The organism is Arthrobacter sp. 05T410 (assembly GCF_056396505.1).
Genome location: NZ_JBFTLP010000001.1, coordinates 1 through 16,719, shown reverse-complemented (window position 1 = coordinate 16,719; position 16,719 = coordinate 1). Strand labels below are relative to the sequence as shown.

The window sequence follows — 16,719 nt, the reverse complement described above, 5'->3', positions numbered from 1 at the left end:
CGGCGGACAGCTGCCTGACGCAGGCTCAGGACTGCTGTTCCAGGACGTCCCTGGCGCGCTGCAACGCAACGGTGGAGGCATAGATGAGGGCCGCGTCGGCGGACCCGGCGACGCGCAGATCCAGTGCCTTGGCGAAGGATTCGACGGCGGCGCCGATGTTCCCGCCGGCGAAGTAGGACCGGCCGAGGTGCTGGCGGACGGCGCCCTCCTCCAGGGTGCCCTGGGTCTCGGCGAGGAGTTGGCGGAACACCTCCACCGCCCGGTCGAACCGGTTCGAGACCCGGAGCACGTCCGCCTCGAAGATCCGCAGCCGGAGCGAGCCGGGGTCCTTGTAGCGGGCCTCGGCGAGGAGCTCGGCGGCTTCGGCCGCGTGCCCTTCTACGAGCCGGACCAGGATCAGGTCCCCGGGGTCTGTCGAGGCCGCCAGGGCCTCGGCCATGACCTCGTCATTGACGACCTGGGGCATCAGGGACTGCGGGTTGATCCGGATCCCGGGAAATCCCGCGTCCGGCCACTCGCTCGTGCCGCCCTTGACCATGTGCATCAGGAGGCAATCTCCTGGTAGGCGGCAAACAGCAGGGACGTGTCCGGGACATCGAGGATGCCGGGCCGGCCAACGCCGTCGAGCACCACGAACCGCAGCAGGTCACCGCGGGATTTCTTGTCCCGGCGCATGCCGTCCAGGAGGGCCTGCCAGCGGTCGCGGCGGTACGTGATGGGAAGCCCGAGGCTTTCCAGGATGCTCCGGTGCCTGTCGGCGTCGGCGTCGCTGAGCCGGCCGACGCTGCGGGCAAGCTCGGCGGCGAACATCATGCCCACGGAGACGGCGGCGCCGTGCCGCCAGGAGTAGCGCTCGGCGAGTTCGATCGCGTGGCCCAGGGTGTGGCCGTAGTTCAGGATCTCGCGCTGGCCGGTTTCCTTCAGGTCCTCGGACACCACCCGGGCTTTGACGCTGATGGCGCGTTCGATCAGTTCGCGCAGGATGTCCGAGCGCGGATCGGAAACCGCGGACGGGTCCTTCTCGATCAGGTCCAGGATGGCCGGGTCGGCGATGAAGCCGCACTTGATGACCTCGGCCATGCCGGAGATGATCTCGTTCTTCGGCAGCGTCTCCAGCGTGTCGAGGTCCGCGAGGACACCGGCCGGCGGGTGGAACGCGCCCACCAGGTTCTTGCCCTCGGCGGTGTTGATGCCGGTCTTGCCGCCGACCGAGGCGTCCACCATGCCCAGCAGGCTCGTGGGCATGTGGATGACCTTCACGCCGCGCAGCCAGGTCGCGGCGACAAAGCCGGCCAGGTCGGTGACGGCGCCGCCGCCGACGGCGACGATGGCATCGGAGCGGGTGAAGTCGTTCTGCCCCAGCACCTGCCAGCAGAACGAGGCGACCTCGATGTGTTTGCCCTCTTCGGCGTCGGGGATTTCTGCGGTCAGCGCGGTGAACCCGGCGGCGGCCAGCTCTTCCCGGACGGTGTCCCCGGTCAACCGCAGCGCACGGGGGTGGATGACCAGGACGCGCTTGACGCGCTCACCCAGCAGGCCCGGCAGGCTTGCCAGAAGGCCGCGGCCCACTACGACGTCGTAGTTCTCACCCGGCGTTTGTCCGGTGACTTTGATGACGGTTGATTCGGTACTCACTATTCAACTTCCTTTGTCGACGCCGGAATGGGCACCGCCGCGGCCTTAGCCGCGGCGCGCTCCCCCAGCGCATCTTCCAGCCGGTGAGCCAGCTCCGGAACGCTGCCGCGCCGGACATCGAGGACGAGGTCGGCGAGCCGTTCGTAGACCGGCTGCCGGGTGGCGAACAAGGTCCGCCACCGGCCCATGGCGTCGCCGGCCAGGAGCGGCCGGCCCGAATTTCTGGCGATGCGTTCCGCCACAGTCTCGGCGTCGCATTCGAGGTAAACAACGGTACAGCGGCCCAGGAGCTGCTGCGTACCGGAATCAAGGACGGCCCCGCCGCCGAGCGAAATGACGGCGGTGCCGCCCTGTGCCTCTTCGATGGCCTGGGCCACGGCCCGGGCCTCCATTTCGCGGAAGGCGTGTTCGCCACGGCTGGCGAAGATCTCGGCGATCGTCCCGTGCTGGGCCACCACGAGGGCGTCGGTGTCCATGAAGGCACACCCCAAGTGCTCGGCGAGCTGCTGTCCGATCGCCGATTTGCCCACGGCCATCGGTCCGATCAGGACCACCGGCCCAACGTTATTTGCCGCGGGCGCCGCCGCGGCGGAGGGCCCGTCGGTTTTCCCGGCCGGCACTAGTGGCCGATCGAGTCCAGGGACGCCGGAATGCTGTCCAGGTAACCCTTGATGTTGCGCGCGGTCTCCTGCACGGAGTCACCGCCGAATTTTTCCGCGACCGCTTCGGCGATCACGAGGGCCACCATGGCCTCGGCCACCACGCCGGCGGCCGGCACGGCACAGACGTCGGAGCGCTGGTGGTGGGCCTTGGCGGCCTCCCCCGTGCTGACGTCGACCGTCCTGAGCGCGCGGGGTACGGTGGCGATCGGTTTCATGGCGGCACGGACGCGCAGGACATCGCCGATGCTCATGCCGCCCTCGATCCCGCCTGCGCGGTTGGAGGTACGGATGATCTTGCCGTCCGCGTCCTTGACGATCTCGTCGTGGGCGGCGGAGCCGCGGCGCGCGGCGGTCAGGAAGCCGTCGCCGACTTCAACGCCCTTGATGGCCTGGATGCCCATGAGGGCGGCCGCCAGACGCGAGTCGAGGCGCCGGTCCCAGTGCACGTAGCTGCCGAGTCCCGGCGGGAGGCCGTAGGCAAGTACTTCGACGACGCCGCCGAGGGTTTCGCCTTCCTTGTGCGCGATGTCGACCTCGGCCACCATGGCGTCCGAGGTTTCGCGGTCGAAGCAGCGCAGCGGGTCGGCGTCCAGGGCGATCACGTTCCCCGGCACGGGCAGCGGCCGGCCCTCCGGCACGGCGACGCTGGCGATGGATACGGTGTGGGAGACGAGCTCGATGCCGAGCTGCTTGAGGAAGGCCGCGGCGACCGTGCCGAGCGCCACCCTCGTGGCCGTCTCGCGGGCGCTGGCGCGCTCCAGGACCGGGCGGGCCTCGTCGAAGCCGTATTTCTGCATGCCGGTGAAGTCTGCGTGGCCGGGCCGCGGGCGCGTCAGCGGGGCGTTCCGGGCCTGGTCGGCCAGGATTTCGGGCTCCACGGGATCGGAGGACATGATCTGTTCCCACTTGGGCCATTCGGTGTTGCCGACCTGGATGGCGACGGGGCCGCCCTGGGTCAGGCCGTGGCGGACTCCGCCGAGGATCGTGACCACGTCCTGCTCGAATTTCATCCGGGCGCCGCGGCCATAGCCGAGCCGGCGGCGGGCCAGCGCCTCGCTGATGTGGGCGCTGGTGAGTTCCACACCGGCGGGCACGCCTTCAATTATTCCGACCAGTGCCGGGCCATGGGATTCTCCGGCAGTCAACCAACGCAACATACATTCCATCCTGCCATGTCGGGCGGTTAGAACACCCGTCGGGGCGCCCCGACTGCGTCACACATCACATCTGTGACTCCGGCAGGGAGGGCCTCGCCCAGCCCGGTGAAGTGCCGTACCTGCTCCACGGCCTGGTAGATCAGCATTTCCAGTCCGGGGACCACCGTGCCGCCGGCTTCCTGCCAGACCGCGGCGATCCGGCTGGGCCATGGATCATAGGCGACGTCCAGGAGGACGCCCGGGCTGCCATGCGGAGGCAGTTCTCCTGGACGTTTCGCCGCCAGCTCTTCGGCCAGTTCCGCGGCCAGTGCGTCTGCCGCGCGGGGCGGCAGCGTGGAGATGACGACGTCGGCCGCGGCGACGGCGGCTGCCGCCCCGGCGAGGGGAAGCACCCGGATGGGGACGCCGACGGCGGCGGAGGCCGCGCGGGCCTCTGCCGCTCGGCTGACATCGCGGACGAACACTTCGGCGGACACCGACCCCAATTCCTTGAGCGCCGCGATGGCTGCTGCCGCGGTCCCGCCCCCGCCGAGGATCACGGCGGTGGGCGCCGAGGCTGCCCCCGCGTGCCGGAGCGCGTTGACGATCCCGGTGACGTCGGTGTTGTACGCGACCAATCGCGTGTGGCCGGCACTGCCGCCGTCGGATTCGAACGCAACCGTGTTGACGACCCCAAGGGCGCGCCCCACGCCACGGACCTCGTCCACTTCCGCCACCATGGCCGATTTGAGCGGCATGGTGACCGAGAGGCCGCGCCAGGAACCCTCAGCGCGCACCTCGTCCCTGACCTGCCTCATAAAATCGGGCAGGGCGGCCTCGGTCACGTCAATGGCGGAGTAGGCGATATCCACGCCCAGGTGGGCGTACGCGGCCCGGTGCAGCGCGGGCGACTTCGAATGGCTGATGGGATGCCCGAGGACGGCCGCCCGCAGCGTCATACGCAGCGTCCCGGGTTGGCCTCGCACCAGGCGTTGTACTGCGCCACGTAGCCGTTGTGTTCCGCCAGCGTCTTGGAGAACTTGGTCTCCTTGGTGTCCAGGTTGATGGTGACCCAGTAGAGGAAGCTGTTGGACTTGGGCTTGGCGGCGGCGTCAATGGCCGTCTTGCCGGGGGAACCGATGGGTCCGGCGGGCAGCCCCTGGTTGGCGTAGGTGTTGTAAGGGTTCGACTTGTCAGCCTTCTGGGCCTCGTCGATGTGGAAGCTGCGGATGCCCAGGCCGTAGGTGACGGTGGCATCGGACTGGATGAGCCCGTTGGTCTCGGTGTTGTTGGGCTTGAGGCGGTTGTAGATGGCGCCGGCGACGTCACCATATTCGGCCTGGCCGCCTTCGGCCTGGACGATGCTGGCCACCGTCACGACGTCGTACTGTTTCGCGGGATCGGTAACGCCCTGGGCCTTGAGTTCATCCTGGGTGCTGCCGACGAGCTTCTGCAAAATGTCCTTGGCGGAGGAGCCCAACGGGAAGCGGTACTCCCCCGGCGCCAGGTAGCCCTCGAGGTTCTTGGCTTTGGCCGGGACACCGAACTGTGCGGGCGCATCGCTGAGCGCTTTCAGGTCCTGAACAGGAATCCCGGTGCCCTCGGAAATCGCCTGCAGGGATTCGCCGATCCGCAGCCCGGCGCTGAGCGCAAAGTACATGACCTTGCTCTGGCCCTTGTTGAGCAGGACATCCACGGCATCGGAGTTCTTCATTTCCTGGCGCATCGAGAACGTGCCGGGGTTCAGGGCACCGCCGGAAGCGGTGAACTCCTTGAGGAAGGTGTCCGCGTTGGCCACGACCTTTTTCGACTGAAGTTCGGTGGCCACGGACCGCGTGCCGGCGCCGGGTTCGATCGTGATGGTGACTTCACCGGTTCCGGGGCCGGGGTAGTCGGCCATGGTGTCTCCGCCGAGGAGGGGCTTGAGGAACTGTGCGCCGACGGCGATTGCGACGACGAAGACCGTCAGGGTCAGCACCAGTGCCAGGAAGCGGCGCCTACGGCGGACCTTCTTGGACGGTCCCTTGTCGTAGCGGGCTGCTCCGGCCATCAGCTCCTCGCCCGGGTCGCCGTGGTACTCGGCCTCCGGGTGCGGCTGTGCCTGGGGGTCACCGGAGTTGCCGTAGAGATGGTGGGCCTCGTCGTGGGGGTGCGGAGCGTAGCCATCGTGGACGCCGGCGTCATGGGCAGCCGCATCGTGGCTGGAGCCGTAGCCGAGCCCGCCCGCTGACGCATAGACGACGTCCTCGTGGCCAGCGTCTTCGCGGACGGGCTCCTCGCGGGAAGGTACTTCGTGGACAGGTACATCGCGGACAGGGATCAGCTGCGTGAAGTCTTCGTGCACCGGTTCTTCGTGCACGGGCTCTTCACGTACGGCTTCTTCGCGCACCGGCTCTTCGCGCACGGGCTCTTCACGCACGGGCTCTTCACGCACGGCTTCTTCGTGCACGGTCGGTGCCGCGTCGGGAAGTTCCGGTGCGGACTGCGGCAGGCTGTCCTCTGCCGGTGCCGGCGTTGGTGCCGGTGCCGGCGTCGGAACGTCCGGTCCCGCCTCAAAAGCCTGCGGCGGGATCACGTTGTGGCCCTGGGTGGCCAGAAGCTTTTCCCGGGCCCGGATTTCTTTGCGCGTCAGCGGTCGGCCGGCGCCACCAAGGGCGTCACCGGAGGAGTCATCACTGTTGACCGGGCTCACTGTAGCCTTCCATGTTCTGAAGAGTGCGTCTGTACTGCCGGGCCGGTCTGTGCGCCGCCTCCGGTCGGCCCCGGCGCAGACTCCGCGTACACGCGGTTTCCGACCTCCGTTCCCCTGGCCTTTTGCATATCAATCGCATGTTGCAGAATACCTGCCGCCGCAACCTGATCAACAACTGTACGGTGATTCCTGCTGCTCATGCCAGCCTCGTGCAGGTTGCGGTGGGCGCTCACGGTGCTGAGCCGTTCGTCAACCAGGCGCACGGGCACCTCGGATCCGGCGTCCTGCAGGGCCAGTACCAGCAGCTGTGCGTACTCGGTCGCCATCCTGGCGGAGGCGTGCTCTTCGCCTTTCATGGTGCGCGGCAGTCCCACGAAAATCTCCACGGCGCCCAGTTCCGCGGCCAGGGCGGCCAGGATTCGCACGTCAGTGTTCTTTTTCACGTTCCGCGCCAGAGTGCGCAGCGGCGTCGCCAGGATTCCGTCGGGGTCGCAGACGGCCACGCCCACACGGACGGTGCCGACGTCCACCCCGAGCTTCACGCCCCGGGGATAGACGCCGGCAACAGCAGCTTCAGACACGTGGGATCCGCTATCGCCTGGTAATGGCGTCCACGACGGCGCCGAGGGCAGCACCGACCTTGGCGGCGTCGGTCCCGCCGCCCTGGGCGACGTCGTCCTTGCCGCCACCGCCGCCGCCGAGGATGCCTGCGGCGAGGCGCACCAGGGCACCGGCCTTGACTCCGGCTGCCCGGGCGGCTTCGTTGGTGGCGATCAGGATCACGGGACGGTCGTTGCTGACTCCGGCCACCGCGACGGCGGCGGGCTCGGATCCGAGACGCGTCCGCAGGTCCAGGGCCAGGCCGCGCAGGTCATCCGCGCCGCTGACCTGGCCGGCGTCGTGCGCGATGACCTTGACGCCGGCGGCATCCTGGGCGGTGCCGACCAGCTGGGCTGCGGCGGCCGTGAGCTGCTCCTTGCGCAGCCGCTCGAGTTCCTTCTCGGCCGTCTTGAGCTTGGTCAGGGTGCTGGAAATCCGGTCCGCGAGCAGCCCGGAGGGAACTTTCAGCATTTCCGTGAGCTCGGTGACGAGCGCCCGCTCCGCGGCCAGGTGCCGGAACGCGTCCATGCCCACGAAGGCTTCGACACGGCGGTTTCCTGAGCCGACCGACTGTTCGCCGAGCAGGGACAGGCTGCCGATCAGCGAGGTGTTCTCGACGTGGGTGCCGCCGCAGAGTTCCCGGGACCAGGCGCCGTCGATTTCCACGACGCGGACCTCGTTGCCGTAGTTCTCGCCGAACAGTGCCATGGCGCCGAGCGCCTTGGCCTCGGCGAGCCCCATGATCTTGGTTTCCACCTGGAAGTTGTTGCGGATGGCGATGTTGGAGACTTCCTCGATCTCGGACCGGGTGGCGGCGCTCAGGCCCTCACCCCAGGCGAAGTCGAAGCGCAGGTAGCCGGCCTTGTTGAAGGAGCCGCGCTGCAGGGCCTCCGGGCCGAGGATCTGGTGCAGGGCAGCGTGCACAATGTGCGTGCCGGTGTGGGCCTGCTCAGCGGCGTGGCGGCGTTCCCGGTCCACGGCGGCCTGAACCAGCGAGTCGGCACCGATTTCGCCTTCGCGGACGATTGCCTTGTGGACGCTGAGGCCCTTGACGGGGCGCTGGACATCCAGGACCTCGACGACGAAGCCGTCGCCGGTGATCAGCCCGGTGTCGGCGGCCTGGCCGCCGGCTTCGGCGTAGAACGGCGTCTCGGCCAGGACCAGTTCGATTTCATCGCCGGTCGAGGCCTGGGCGACCTTCCGGCCGCCGGAGAGGATGCCGCGGACCTTGGACTCGCCCTGGAGCTCGGTGTAGCCGGTGAAGACTGTCTCGCCGGCGGACAGCAGCTCCTGGAACGCGCTGAGGTCAGCGTGCGATCCCTTCTTGCCCTTGGCGTCGGCCTGGGCGCGCTGGCGCTGCTCGAGCATGAGCTTGCGGAACTCGGGCTCGTCGACTTTCAGCCCGGCCTCTTCGGCCATTTCCAGGGTGAGGTCGATCGGGAAGCCGTAGGTGTCGTGCAGGGCAAAGGCGTCGGCGCCGGAGAGCGGCTGGTTGGCGGCCTTGGATTCCTTGACGGCGTCCTCGAGGCGGGCGGTGCCGGAGGCGATGGTGCGCAGGAACGCCTTCTCTTCGGCGTAGGCAATCCGGCTGATGCGTTCGAAGTCGGTCTCGACGATCGGGTAGACCCCCTTCATGGCGTCCCGCGAGGCCGGCAGCAGTTCCGGCAGGCAGGCCTTTTCGACGCCGAGCAGGCGCATGGAGCGGACGGCCCGGCGGATCAGGCGGCGCAGCACGTAGCCGCGGCCCTCGTTGGAGGGGGTCACGCCGTCGGCGATCAGCATGAGGGCCGAGCGGATGTGGTCGGCAACGACGCGCATGCGGACGTCGTCAGTGTGGTGCGGGTCCTCGGCGGACTCCGCGGAGGTGTATTCCCGGCCGGAGAGGGCCGCGGCCCGGTCGATCACGGGGCGGACCTGGTCCGTCTCGTACATGTTCTCGACGTCCTGGAGGATCATCGCGAGGCGCTCCATGCCCAGGCCCGTGTCGATGTTCTTCTTGGGCAGTTCTCCGGTGATGTCGAAATCCACCTTGGAGCGGACGTTGTCGATCTGGTACTGCATGAACACGAGGTTCCAGATCTCGACGTAGCGGTTTTCATCGGCGATGGGGCCGCCCTCGACGCCGTAGGACGGGCCGCGGTCGTAGTAGATCTCCGAGCAGGGACCGGCGGGGCCGGGCTGGCCGGTGGACCAGTAGTTGTCGGACTTGCCCATGCGCTGGATCCGCTCGGCCGGCATGCCGGTGTTCTTCAGCCACAGCTGCTCGGCCTCGTCGTCCTCTTCATAGACGGTGACCCAGAGCCGCTCCGGCGGCAGTCCGTACCCGCCGTCGTCCACGCTGGTGGTCAGGAGCTCCCACGCGAACTTGATGGCGTCTTCCTTGAAGTAGTCGCCAAAGGAGAAGTTGCCGCACATCTGGAAGAACGTGCCGTGGCGGGCGGTTTTGCCCACTTCCTCGATGTCACCGGTCCGGATGCACTTCTGCACACTGGTGGCCCGCTGGTAGGGGGCCTCCTCACGGGCGGTCAGGTACGGGATGAACGGGACCATGCCGGCGACCGTAAACAGCAGGGACGGGTCGCTGGAGACCAGGGAGGCGGAGGGGACGGCGGTGTGCCCCTTGCTGACAAAAAAGTCGATCCAGCGCTTGGTGATCTCCTGCGACTTCATGAGCTGTTTTCTTACCCTTCAATATTCACTGCGTTATGTGGCCCGCGTCTGTGCTGCGCGGGACAAGCTGAGGACCGGCACTGATCCGGGCCCGTCAATCTGGTACCCGTCACCGGGGGCGTCGGCGCGCCGTCACCCCCGGTGACGGGCACCTTACTTACTAATTCTCTCCCGGCTAGCGCCGGACCGCATCCCGGCGGGCGACAGTGCCGCCGGCGGCGAGGTCCGTTGCCGTCTCGATCCCGAGGGCCGTGCGGAGTTCTGACTCCCGCTCGCCCATGCCATCGCGGACCGCATCGGCGAAGTCGAGCAGGCCGTCCGTCAGCCGTCCGACGGCCCGGTTCAGGCCTTCGGGGCCGAGGGCGGACTGCGCTTCGGTGACTTTGCGGAAGGCGATAACGCCGATCGCGACGCCGATTCCCATCCAGATGATTCTGTTCATGTCAGGTGCTCCCGAAGTGTTTAGCGGCTGCGGCGGCCGGTGGCGGGCTTTTTGCGGGTGCTGAAGGCGGAGCGCACGCCGTAGCTGAAGGCTGCCACCTTGATCAGCGGCGAGCCCACGGTGGCGGCCATGAGCGAGGACAGCGCCGAGATGTTGGCGGAGGCGTCCGAGACGTTCGAGGAGATGCCGTCAACCTTCTTCAGCTGCTCGTTGGTGGTGGTCACCGTCGCGGTGACCTCGTCCATGAGCGGGGTGGCGCCGTCGCTGATGGAGCGGATGGTGGTCCGCATTTCGTCGAACACTCCACCGAGCTTCAGGATCGGCACGGCGAGCAGCAGGACCAGCAGTGCAAACACTCCAGCCGCGATCAGGCCGGCAATATCGCCACCAGACATAGACACTCATCTCCTTGAACTGCAGTGGATACCTGCTTGTTGCGTCGGGTTCCGACGGTTTCGCCGACAGTTAAATCCGGCAAGCCGAACCGGCTCCCGGGGAACTCCCCCAAGTACCTTACATACAAAGAAGCCCGCGGCGCTTGCCACGGGCTTCTTTGTAGGTGATGCCTTTTGAATTAGCGTGCGTAGAATTCCACGACGAGCTGCTCTTCGCAGGTCACGGGGATCTCTGAGCGCTTGGGGCGACGCACCAGGCGGGCCTGCAGGGCGTCAAGCTTGACGTCCAGGTAAGCCGGAACGATCGGCAGGACGTCGCGGTGAGCGCCGGCTGCTGCAACCTGGAACGGAGGCATGGTCTCGCTGCGGCTGTGAACGTGGACCAGCTGGCCCTCGCCGACGCGGAAAGACGGGCGGTCAACGCGGATGCCGTCAACGAGGATGTGGCGGTGCACAACCAGCTGGCGGGCCTGGGCGATGGTGCGGGCGAAGCCGGCACGCAGCACGAGGGCGTCGAGACGCATTTCGAGCAGTTCGATCAGGTTTTCACCGGTCAGGCCCTTGGTGCGGCGTGCTTCTTCGAAGGCACGGGTCATCTGGGCTTCGCGGATGCCGTACTGGGCGCGCAGACGCTGCTTTTCGCGCAGACGTACGGCGTAGTCGGAGTCCTGCTTCTTGCGGGCACGGCCATGCTCACCGGGGCCGTACGGGCGGCGCTCCATGTACTTGGCGGCCTTGGGGGTCAGAGCGATGCCGAGTGCACGCGAAAGGCGTGCGGTACGGCGAGCACGAGTGTTGTTAGCCACTTGTGTCCTTCCAATATCTGCGGTGTGTCAGTGTTACTGGCCTCCACGATGGAGAGCATCGGCCAACCGCTGCCTTTTGCTACTGGGCACAGGGCAACCCTCATCGAACCGAAGTTTCCATGGATTGTGCGTCCGTGCCTTGCCAGACAACGATCCAGCCTACCAGATCCGGCCGGCGGACCGAAGTCAGATTCTGGCGTGCGCTCCCCGGACACCGCTGCGCCCGAAGGACGCCGCGCCCAGGAATTCCACGGCCACGAACGGTTTCGGGCCCACCACCCATTCGTCGTGTCCCGGCGGAATCGCGTAGGTGTCGTTGGCGTGGATCGTGGAGCGCAGCCCTTCGGCCGTTTCGACTTCCATTTCACCGGAGATGCAGAAGCCGAGATGGTGGTGCAGGCAGACGTCGGTCCGCTCGTAGGGTCTGCTGTTCTCCGACCACCGCCAGCCCGGGCCCAGGATCAGCCGGGCCACCGAGTAGTCGTTCACTGTGCAGAGGTCGAATTCGGCCTTGTCCGGGCACCGTTTCTTGTCCGGCACATCGAAGGACTTCACTGCCATGGCTGTAACGAAGTTGATACTCATGGGACACCTGCCGGGGACGGGACGGGAACGCTCGCGCTGGATGAGCTGGGATGGAGCGAAGCCGGCTGCCGTTCCGGGGTCCGGAACGAGGGAGCCAGCGATGTGACCGCGCTGTCCCCTGCGCCGCACGGACGGTCAGCAGATCCATGCCGCCGTAATTCCACGTTAGACCTCTTGGCCCCTATGTCAACGGCGGATTCCGGCGCCACGGGCCGCCGCCGACCAGCCGCAGGTCACGGGCGTTCACTTGCCGCCCACGTGCCTTTCAGGTGCCGCGGATGATCCTCCGAAGCCGCTCGAGCCGGGTGGCGATGTCGCGTTCGGCCCCGTTGCCGGTGGGTTCGTAGTAGTTGCGCCCGACGAGGTCGTCCGGCGGGTACTGCTGCGTGGCGACGGCGTGCGGGGCATCGTGGGCGTATTTGTAGCCCTTGCCGTGGCCGAGCTGTTTCGAGCCCGGGTAGTGGGCGTCGCGAAGGTGGGCGGGGATGCCGTTCCCGAGCCCGGCGCGGACGTCGGCGATGGCCTGGTTAATGCCCATGTACGCGGCGTTGGACTTCGGCGCGGTGGCCAGATGCACCACGGCCTCGGCGAGGATGATGCGGCCTTCCGGCATGCCGATCAGCTGTACGGCCTGGGCCGCCGCGACGGCGGTCTGCAGCGCAGTCGGGTCAGCCATGCCGACGTCCTCGGCCGCCGAGATCACGATCCTGCGGGCCACGAACCGGGGGTCCTCACCCGCCTCCAGCATCCGGGCAAGGTAGTGCAGCGCGGCGTCGACGTCGGAACCCCGGATCGACTTGATGAACGCGCTGGCGACGTCGTAATGCTGGTCCCCGGCCCGGTCGTAGCGGACGGAGGCGACATCCAGGGCGCGCTCCGTGTGCTTGAGCTCGATCTTCACCGGGGCCGCCTCGGGCGCCCCGCTGGCTGTGCCGGCTACGACTGCGTCAGTGTCGTCCGCGTCCCCGAACGCGACGCCGGCCGCCGCCTCGAGCGCGGTCAGCGCACGGCGGGCGTCCCCGCCGGAGAGCCGGACGAGGTGTGCCAGGGCCTCGTCGCTGAGTTCCACTATGCCGCCGAGCCCGCGGTCATCCGTTGCGGCCCGCAGGAGGAGGCCCTCGACGTCGGCGTCGGTGAGCGGTTTCAGGGTCAGCAGCAGCGAGCGGGACAGCAGCGGGGAAACGACGGAGAAGGAGGGGTTTTCGGTGGTCGCGGCGACCAGGACCACCCAGCGGTTCTCGACGCCGGGCAACAGGGCGTCCTGCTGGGCCTTGTTGAAGCGGTGGATCTCATCCAGGAACAGCACGGTGGTGGTCTTGAACAGGTCGCGCGCGGTCAGGGCTTCGTCCATCACGCGGCGGACGTCCTTGACACCGGCGGTGATGGCGGAGAGCTCGACGAACTTCCGCCCTGGGCCCTTGGCAATCACATGGGCAAGGGTGGTCTTGCCGGTACCCGGAGGGCCCCAGAGGATCAGTGAACTGGGACCCGCGGGGCCTGTGGCGTCCGTGCCGGCGGCGAGCTGGCGCAGCGGCGAGCCTTGGTCGAGGAGGTGCTGCTGGCCCACGACATCATCGAGGGTGCGGGGCCGCATCCGGACGGCGAGGGGGCTCCGCGGGGAGACCCGGCGGCTCTCGCCGGTCTGGTCAGCGTCGCCGTCATCCTCGGTAGCGGCGCCGCCGTCCCGCCCTGCGCCAAAGAGATCATCCACATAGATAGGCTACTTCTAGTTCCCGCCTGTCCAGACACCCTCATAACGGAGACCCCGCCATGACAACCCCCGACACCCGTGTGGCCTTCGTCTCCGGCGACCGGCTGCCGGGCTGGGTGGACCGCTTCGCCGCGAGCCACGGCGCACTGGTGGAGGAGGAGCTCGACGCAGGTCTGCAGCTGCGCGCCGCCGACGGGGCCGTGGCTCTGCTCCAGGCGCCATGGCCGGTGGACGGCCGTCCTGGGCGCGGCGGCGACGCCATCGCCCGCCTCGCTTCCCTGGCGTCCCAGTCGCGGGGCATCGGGGCGGTACTGGTCCGCCGCGGCGGTTACTCGGTGGCGGTGGTGAGCGGCGGCGCCGTGCTCGCGTCGAAGACCGGTACACGGCATGTCCAGTCCCGGACGGCTGCGGGCGGCTGGTCGCAGCAGCGCTTTGCCCGGCGCCGGGCGAACCAGGCCGATGCGCTGGTGGAGGCCGTTGCGGAGCATGCCGGGCGGATTTTCGCGGAGCACCCGATCGAGTATCTGGCTCCCGGCGGCGACCGGACCCTTGCGGACCAAGTGCTCGCCGAACCGGTGCTGAAGCAGTACGCGGCACGGCCGAGGCTGGCGTTCCTCGACGTCCCGGATCCGCGCGCCGCGGTACTGAAGAAGGCGGCCACGGACCTGTGCGCGGTGCGCATCCTGGTGACGGATCCACCGGAGTAGGGACGGCTTGAGCAACGGCCCTACCGCCACCTGTTACGGACTGTCCGGCAGCCCGCGCGCAGGAATCAGCCGTGGTGTCGGCGGGACTGCCAGGCCGAGTAGATCAGCCACCCCAACCAGATGCCCGATGAACAATCCGTTTACGGAACCCACTACGGGACCTTTTTGGCCCGCTCTGTGACTTAGAGCCGCTGTGAAGGGAAATTACGTCTGCAGCAAGGTCTCCAGGTGGGCCGTTCCGAACCCTCTGGGCACGGTCAGCTAGGCTCCGGACTATGCCTTCCTCCTGGACCGTTCTGATCTCACTTCACGCAATCGCCGCCAGCTACTCACTGATTTTCGGAGCCATGAACCTGCTGCGCAGGACCAAAGGCGGCCGCGTTCATCGGATCGTGGGCCGAATCTGGGCTGCTTCCATGTATGTCGTGGTGCTGACCTCGTTTGGAATCAGAACCATCGACGGCGGGTTCAATTGGCTCCACGCACTCTCAGTGCTGACGTTCTTCACACTAACAGCGGGACTGTGGGCCATCTGGAAGAGAAACATCAGGGCCCACCGCAGTTTCATGACGGGCAGCTACTTCGGTCTGATCGGCGCCTTTGTGGGCGTTCTGGCAGTGCCCTCGCGCCGCATTCCCCAGCTCGCCATCCACGAGCTCCCGCTGTTGGGTTTGTTGATCCTGGTCCTGCTGGGCACAGCCGCACTCACTCTCATCGGCATCGCCCAGCTCCGCAAAACACAGACGGTCCCCATCACCTAGTCCGGCCGGATACTCGCGGTGTGGGGACCAAGAGCCGGAACAGGAAATTGCCTTACTCGTGGAGCTGGCAGCGAGTTCCTGGCGCCTCGAAGTTTCGTAAGCCGATTGGCTCCCGTACCTAGAACACTGGCGTCCCTGAACTAAATCGTAAGGATAAGGAAACCATGCAGCGAGACCAACCAGTTGTCAGTTGGGAAAGTGCCCTGATGCGCACTGTAGAAGGTTCGTTCTACCGTGCTGTGGATCCTTCCTACCGTGACGCGGCTCTTGCGGGATCTCGGTCTGCCGGCCGGTATTCGCCGCCAGAGGTCCCAACGCTGTACCTAAGTTCGTCACCTGAAGGTGTCGCCGCTGCAATGATGGCCCACACTGACGAACGCACTCCCGGTCGTGAGGTGTTGCAGTTCAATGTAGAGGCCAACCGTATTGTTGATCTTCGTGATCACGAAGCTCTGAAGTCCGTTGGAATCAGTCCCGCGGACGCCGCGGCGGACTGGCAACGAGCTGTTGCTGCGGGTGGAACGCCTCCGTCGTGGAAAGTTCGAGAGGCTCTGCAGAGTTTGGGCGCCAATGGACTAATCGACCCTTCACGCAAACGGCCGCAGCTCTGGCACCTAACGCTCTTCAATTGGAACGCTGATGGCGCTCCAAGTGTTCGGGTAGTTTCTCTCCGGTAGCGGATCCGTTTGCTCGTGGCCTACGCGCCATTCGGAGACTGTCTGGTAACCCTCGCCTTCGTCGATCGCGTGAGCTGCATCGACGGTGCCGAGGGGCACGACGCGAACCTCGGCAACTTCTGTGATGCAAACGGGCCGCCCTAACGAGTCAACGACCACACCGCGTTCACCGACGACCGGCAACTGCTCGGTCAGACACAATCGGTCAGGCACATTGGAGCAGGAGCCATTCCGAATAGGGGTCGGCCGGGGTTGCTGCCCAGTACGGATCATCTGTGTCCGCCTCGGGCAGTGGATGCCCGGCGGTGAATTGGTGCCAGTCCGGGAAGGGGTCCGGGGGCAGGCCTGGGCCCGGATCCGCGGGCTGGCCTTGACCGGGGTCGGGGTCGGGGTCGGGTTCGTCCGTGGCCGGGATGTGGGGCAGCCAGTCTTCGGGCCAGCGGGGTGGGTCCCAGTCCTCGGGCCAGCGGGGTGGTTCCCAGTCCTGATGTTCGCTGGGGTAGTGCCGTCCGGACGGGGAGGTCCAGCCCGGCGGGTGGTCTTTGCTGGCCGGGGACGGTGTCCAGGCGGAGGCGTGTTTAAGCCTGTGGTGTTTCGGGCAGGGCTGGCCCAGGTTCGAGATACCGGTGGTGCCGCCGTCGGCCCAGGCCAGGAGGTGGTCTGCCTCGTTGTCCAGGGAGTGGTTGCCGCAGCCGGGGAACGGACACCGGCCGTCGCGGAGCCGGAGCCAGTTGCGCTGGGCCGTCGTGAGCCGGTAGCTGGTCCGGCCGATTTCCAGCGGGGCACCGTCCCGGGGGTCGGTCAGGACGCGGTGGAAGGAACCGGCACCGTCGGCGATGAGGCGGCGGGCCATCGAGGGCGGGATCGGCCCGTGCCCGTCCAGGACGGCCGGTTCGTCGGTGGCGCCGAGCAGGGCCAGGACCGGGACGGTGACCAGGACCTGCGCCCGCGGGACCGGAACACCCGCACCGGTACCGGTGCCGCCGTCGTCCGATCCAGCACCCATGCCGGTGCCGGTGGTGAGGAGCCAGCTGGCGGTGATGTCGGCGCGGAGCTGGGTCAGGGTCCGGGGCTCGTCCGGGCCCTGGAGGGCGCGGGCCGCCGCGGTGGCCCGTTCCCAGATCCCCGCGGCGGTGTCGGCCGGGAAATAGGCCGAGAGCCAGGCCATGCCGTCCCGGTCCGGGGTGTACTCGACCCGCCGGTCCGCGGCGCTCGTGGCGTGGCGTGCCTCGATGCCGGC

General features: G+C 67.6%; 18 protein-coding genes. 3 read left to right on the top strand and 15 right to left on the bottom strand.

Annotated elements, in window-relative coordinates; translation table 11 throughout:
* Positions 1-25 precede the first annotated feature (25 nt).
* The 13 genes from AC1DFR_RS00090 to AC1DFR_RS00030 all read right to left on the bottom strand — a co-directional run bounded on the left by AC1DFR_RS00090 (position 26) and on the right by AC1DFR_RS00030 (position 13,334).
* Positions 26-544, bottom strand: a complete 519-nt coding sequence (locus AC1DFR_RS00090) for a tetratricopeptide repeat protein (protein ID WP_476870918.1) — start codon at positions 542-544, stop codon at positions 26-28.
* A complete protein-coding gene (aroB, locus tag AC1DFR_RS00085; RefSeq protein WP_079554549.1) occupies positions 544-1,635 on the bottom strand; it encodes a 3-dehydroquinate synthase in 1,092 nt (363 codons plus the stop codon). Before aroB ends, AC1DFR_RS00090 begins: the two co-directional genes overlap by 1 nt.
* Entirely contained in the window at positions 1,635-2,189 is a 555-nt protein-coding gene (locus tag AC1DFR_RS00080; RefSeq protein ID WP_476870919.1) for a shikimate kinase, read from the bottom strand. The genes aroB and AC1DFR_RS00080 overlap by 1 nt, the downstream gene beginning before the upstream one ends.
* 65 nt (positions 2,190-2,254) lie before the next feature.
* On the bottom strand, positions 2,255-3,454 hold the full coding sequence (gene aroC / locus AC1DFR_RS00075) for a chorismate synthase (protein WP_476872422.1): 1,200 nt from the start codon (positions 3,452-3,454) through the stop codon (positions 2,255-2,257).
* Positions 3,455-3,480: 26 nt separating this feature from the next.
* Positions 3,481-4,392 (bottom strand): shikimate dehydrogenase, encoded by a 912-nt coding sequence (locus AC1DFR_RS00070; RefSeq protein WP_476858419.1) that lies wholly within the window; start codon positions 4,390-4,392, stop codon positions 3,481-3,483.
* Positions 4,389-6,125, bottom strand: a complete 1,737-nt coding sequence (mltG, locus tag AC1DFR_RS00065) for an endolytic transglycosylase MltG (protein ID WP_476872421.1) — start codon at positions 6,123-6,125, stop codon at positions 4,389-4,391. Before mltG ends, AC1DFR_RS00070 begins: the two co-directional genes overlap by 4 nt.
* Complete coding sequence (gene ruvX, locus AC1DFR_RS00060) at positions 6,122-6,706, bottom strand: Holliday junction resolvase RuvX (protein WP_223916695.1); 585 nt, start codon at positions 6,704-6,706, stop codon at positions 6,122-6,124. The genes mltG and ruvX overlap by 4 nt, the downstream gene beginning before the upstream one ends.
* A gap of 10 nt (positions 6,707-6,716) precedes the next feature.
* On the bottom strand, positions 6,717-9,395 hold the full coding sequence (alaS, locus tag AC1DFR_RS00055; RefSeq protein WP_476870922.1) for an alanine--tRNA ligase: 2,679 nt from the start codon (positions 9,393-9,395) through the stop codon (positions 6,717-6,719).
* Between the two features lie 175 nt (positions 9,396-9,570).
* The gene (locus tag AC1DFR_RS00050; RefSeq protein ID WP_253906754.1) at positions 9,571-9,837 is read right to left on the bottom strand and encodes a DUF6167 family protein; all 267 of its coding nucleotides are present in this window, start codon (positions 9,835-9,837) and stop codon (positions 9,571-9,573) included.
* A gap of 20 nt (positions 9,838-9,857) precedes the next feature.
* Entirely contained in the window at positions 9,858-10,232 is a 375-nt protein-coding gene (locus AC1DFR_RS00045; protein WP_018773156.1) for a DUF948 domain-containing protein, read from the bottom strand.
* Positions 10,233-10,411: 179 nt separating this feature from the next.
* Positions 10,412-11,038 (bottom strand): 30S ribosomal protein S4, encoded by a 627-nt coding sequence (gene rpsD / locus AC1DFR_RS00040; protein WP_018773157.1) that lies wholly within the window; start codon positions 11,036-11,038, stop codon positions 10,412-10,414.
* Between the two features lie 186 nt (positions 11,039-11,224).
* Entirely contained in the window at positions 11,225-11,623 is a 399-nt protein-coding gene (locus AC1DFR_RS00035) for a cupin domain-containing protein (protein ID WP_476870924.1), read from the bottom strand.
* A gap of 265 nt (positions 11,624-11,888) precedes the next feature.
* Positions 11,889-13,334 (bottom strand): replication-associated recombination protein A, encoded by a 1,446-nt coding sequence (locus tag AC1DFR_RS00030; protein ID WP_476872420.1) that lies wholly within the window; start codon positions 13,332-13,334, stop codon positions 11,889-11,891.
* A 59-nt stretch (positions 13,335-13,393) separates the two neighbouring features.
* Here AC1DFR_RS00030 and AC1DFR_RS00025 point away from each other — a divergent pair, with 59 nt between their 5' ends.
* The 3 genes from AC1DFR_RS00025 to AC1DFR_RS00015 all read left to right on the top strand — a co-directional run bounded on the left by AC1DFR_RS00025 (position 13,394) and on the right by AC1DFR_RS00015 (position 15,479).
* Positions 13,394-14,041, top strand: coding sequence for an acVLRF1 family peptidyl-tRNA hydrolase (locus AC1DFR_RS00025; RefSeq protein WP_476872419.1), 648 nt, complete (start codon positions 13,394-13,396; stop codon positions 14,039-14,041).
* Between the two features lie 275 nt (positions 14,042-14,316).
* Positions 14,317-14,802, top strand: a complete 486-nt coding sequence (locus AC1DFR_RS00020) for a DUF2306 domain-containing protein (RefSeq protein ID WP_476872418.1) — start codon at positions 14,317-14,319, stop codon at positions 14,800-14,802.
* A 164-nt stretch (positions 14,803-14,966) separates the two neighbouring features.
* Complete coding sequence (locus tag AC1DFR_RS00015; protein WP_476872417.1) at positions 14,967-15,479, top strand: RES family NAD+ phosphorylase; 513 nt, start codon at positions 14,967-14,969, stop codon at positions 15,477-15,479.
* Here the strand turns inward: AC1DFR_RS00015 and AC1DFR_RS00010 are convergent.
* Both AC1DFR_RS00010 and AC1DFR_RS00005 read right to left on the bottom strand, forming a co-directional pair.
* The gene (locus AC1DFR_RS00010) at positions 15,417-15,752 is read right to left on the bottom strand and encodes an ASCH domain-containing protein (RefSeq protein ID WP_476872416.1); all 336 of its coding nucleotides are present in this window, start codon (positions 15,750-15,752) and stop codon (positions 15,417-15,419) included. The genes AC1DFR_RS00015 and AC1DFR_RS00010 overlap by 63 nt on opposite strands.
* On the bottom strand, positions 15,685-16,719 hold a 1,035-nt coding region (locus tag AC1DFR_RS00005), incomplete at its 5' end, for an HNH endonuclease signature motif containing protein (RefSeq protein WP_476872415.1). The genes AC1DFR_RS00010 and AC1DFR_RS00005, both read right to left, overlap by 68 nt.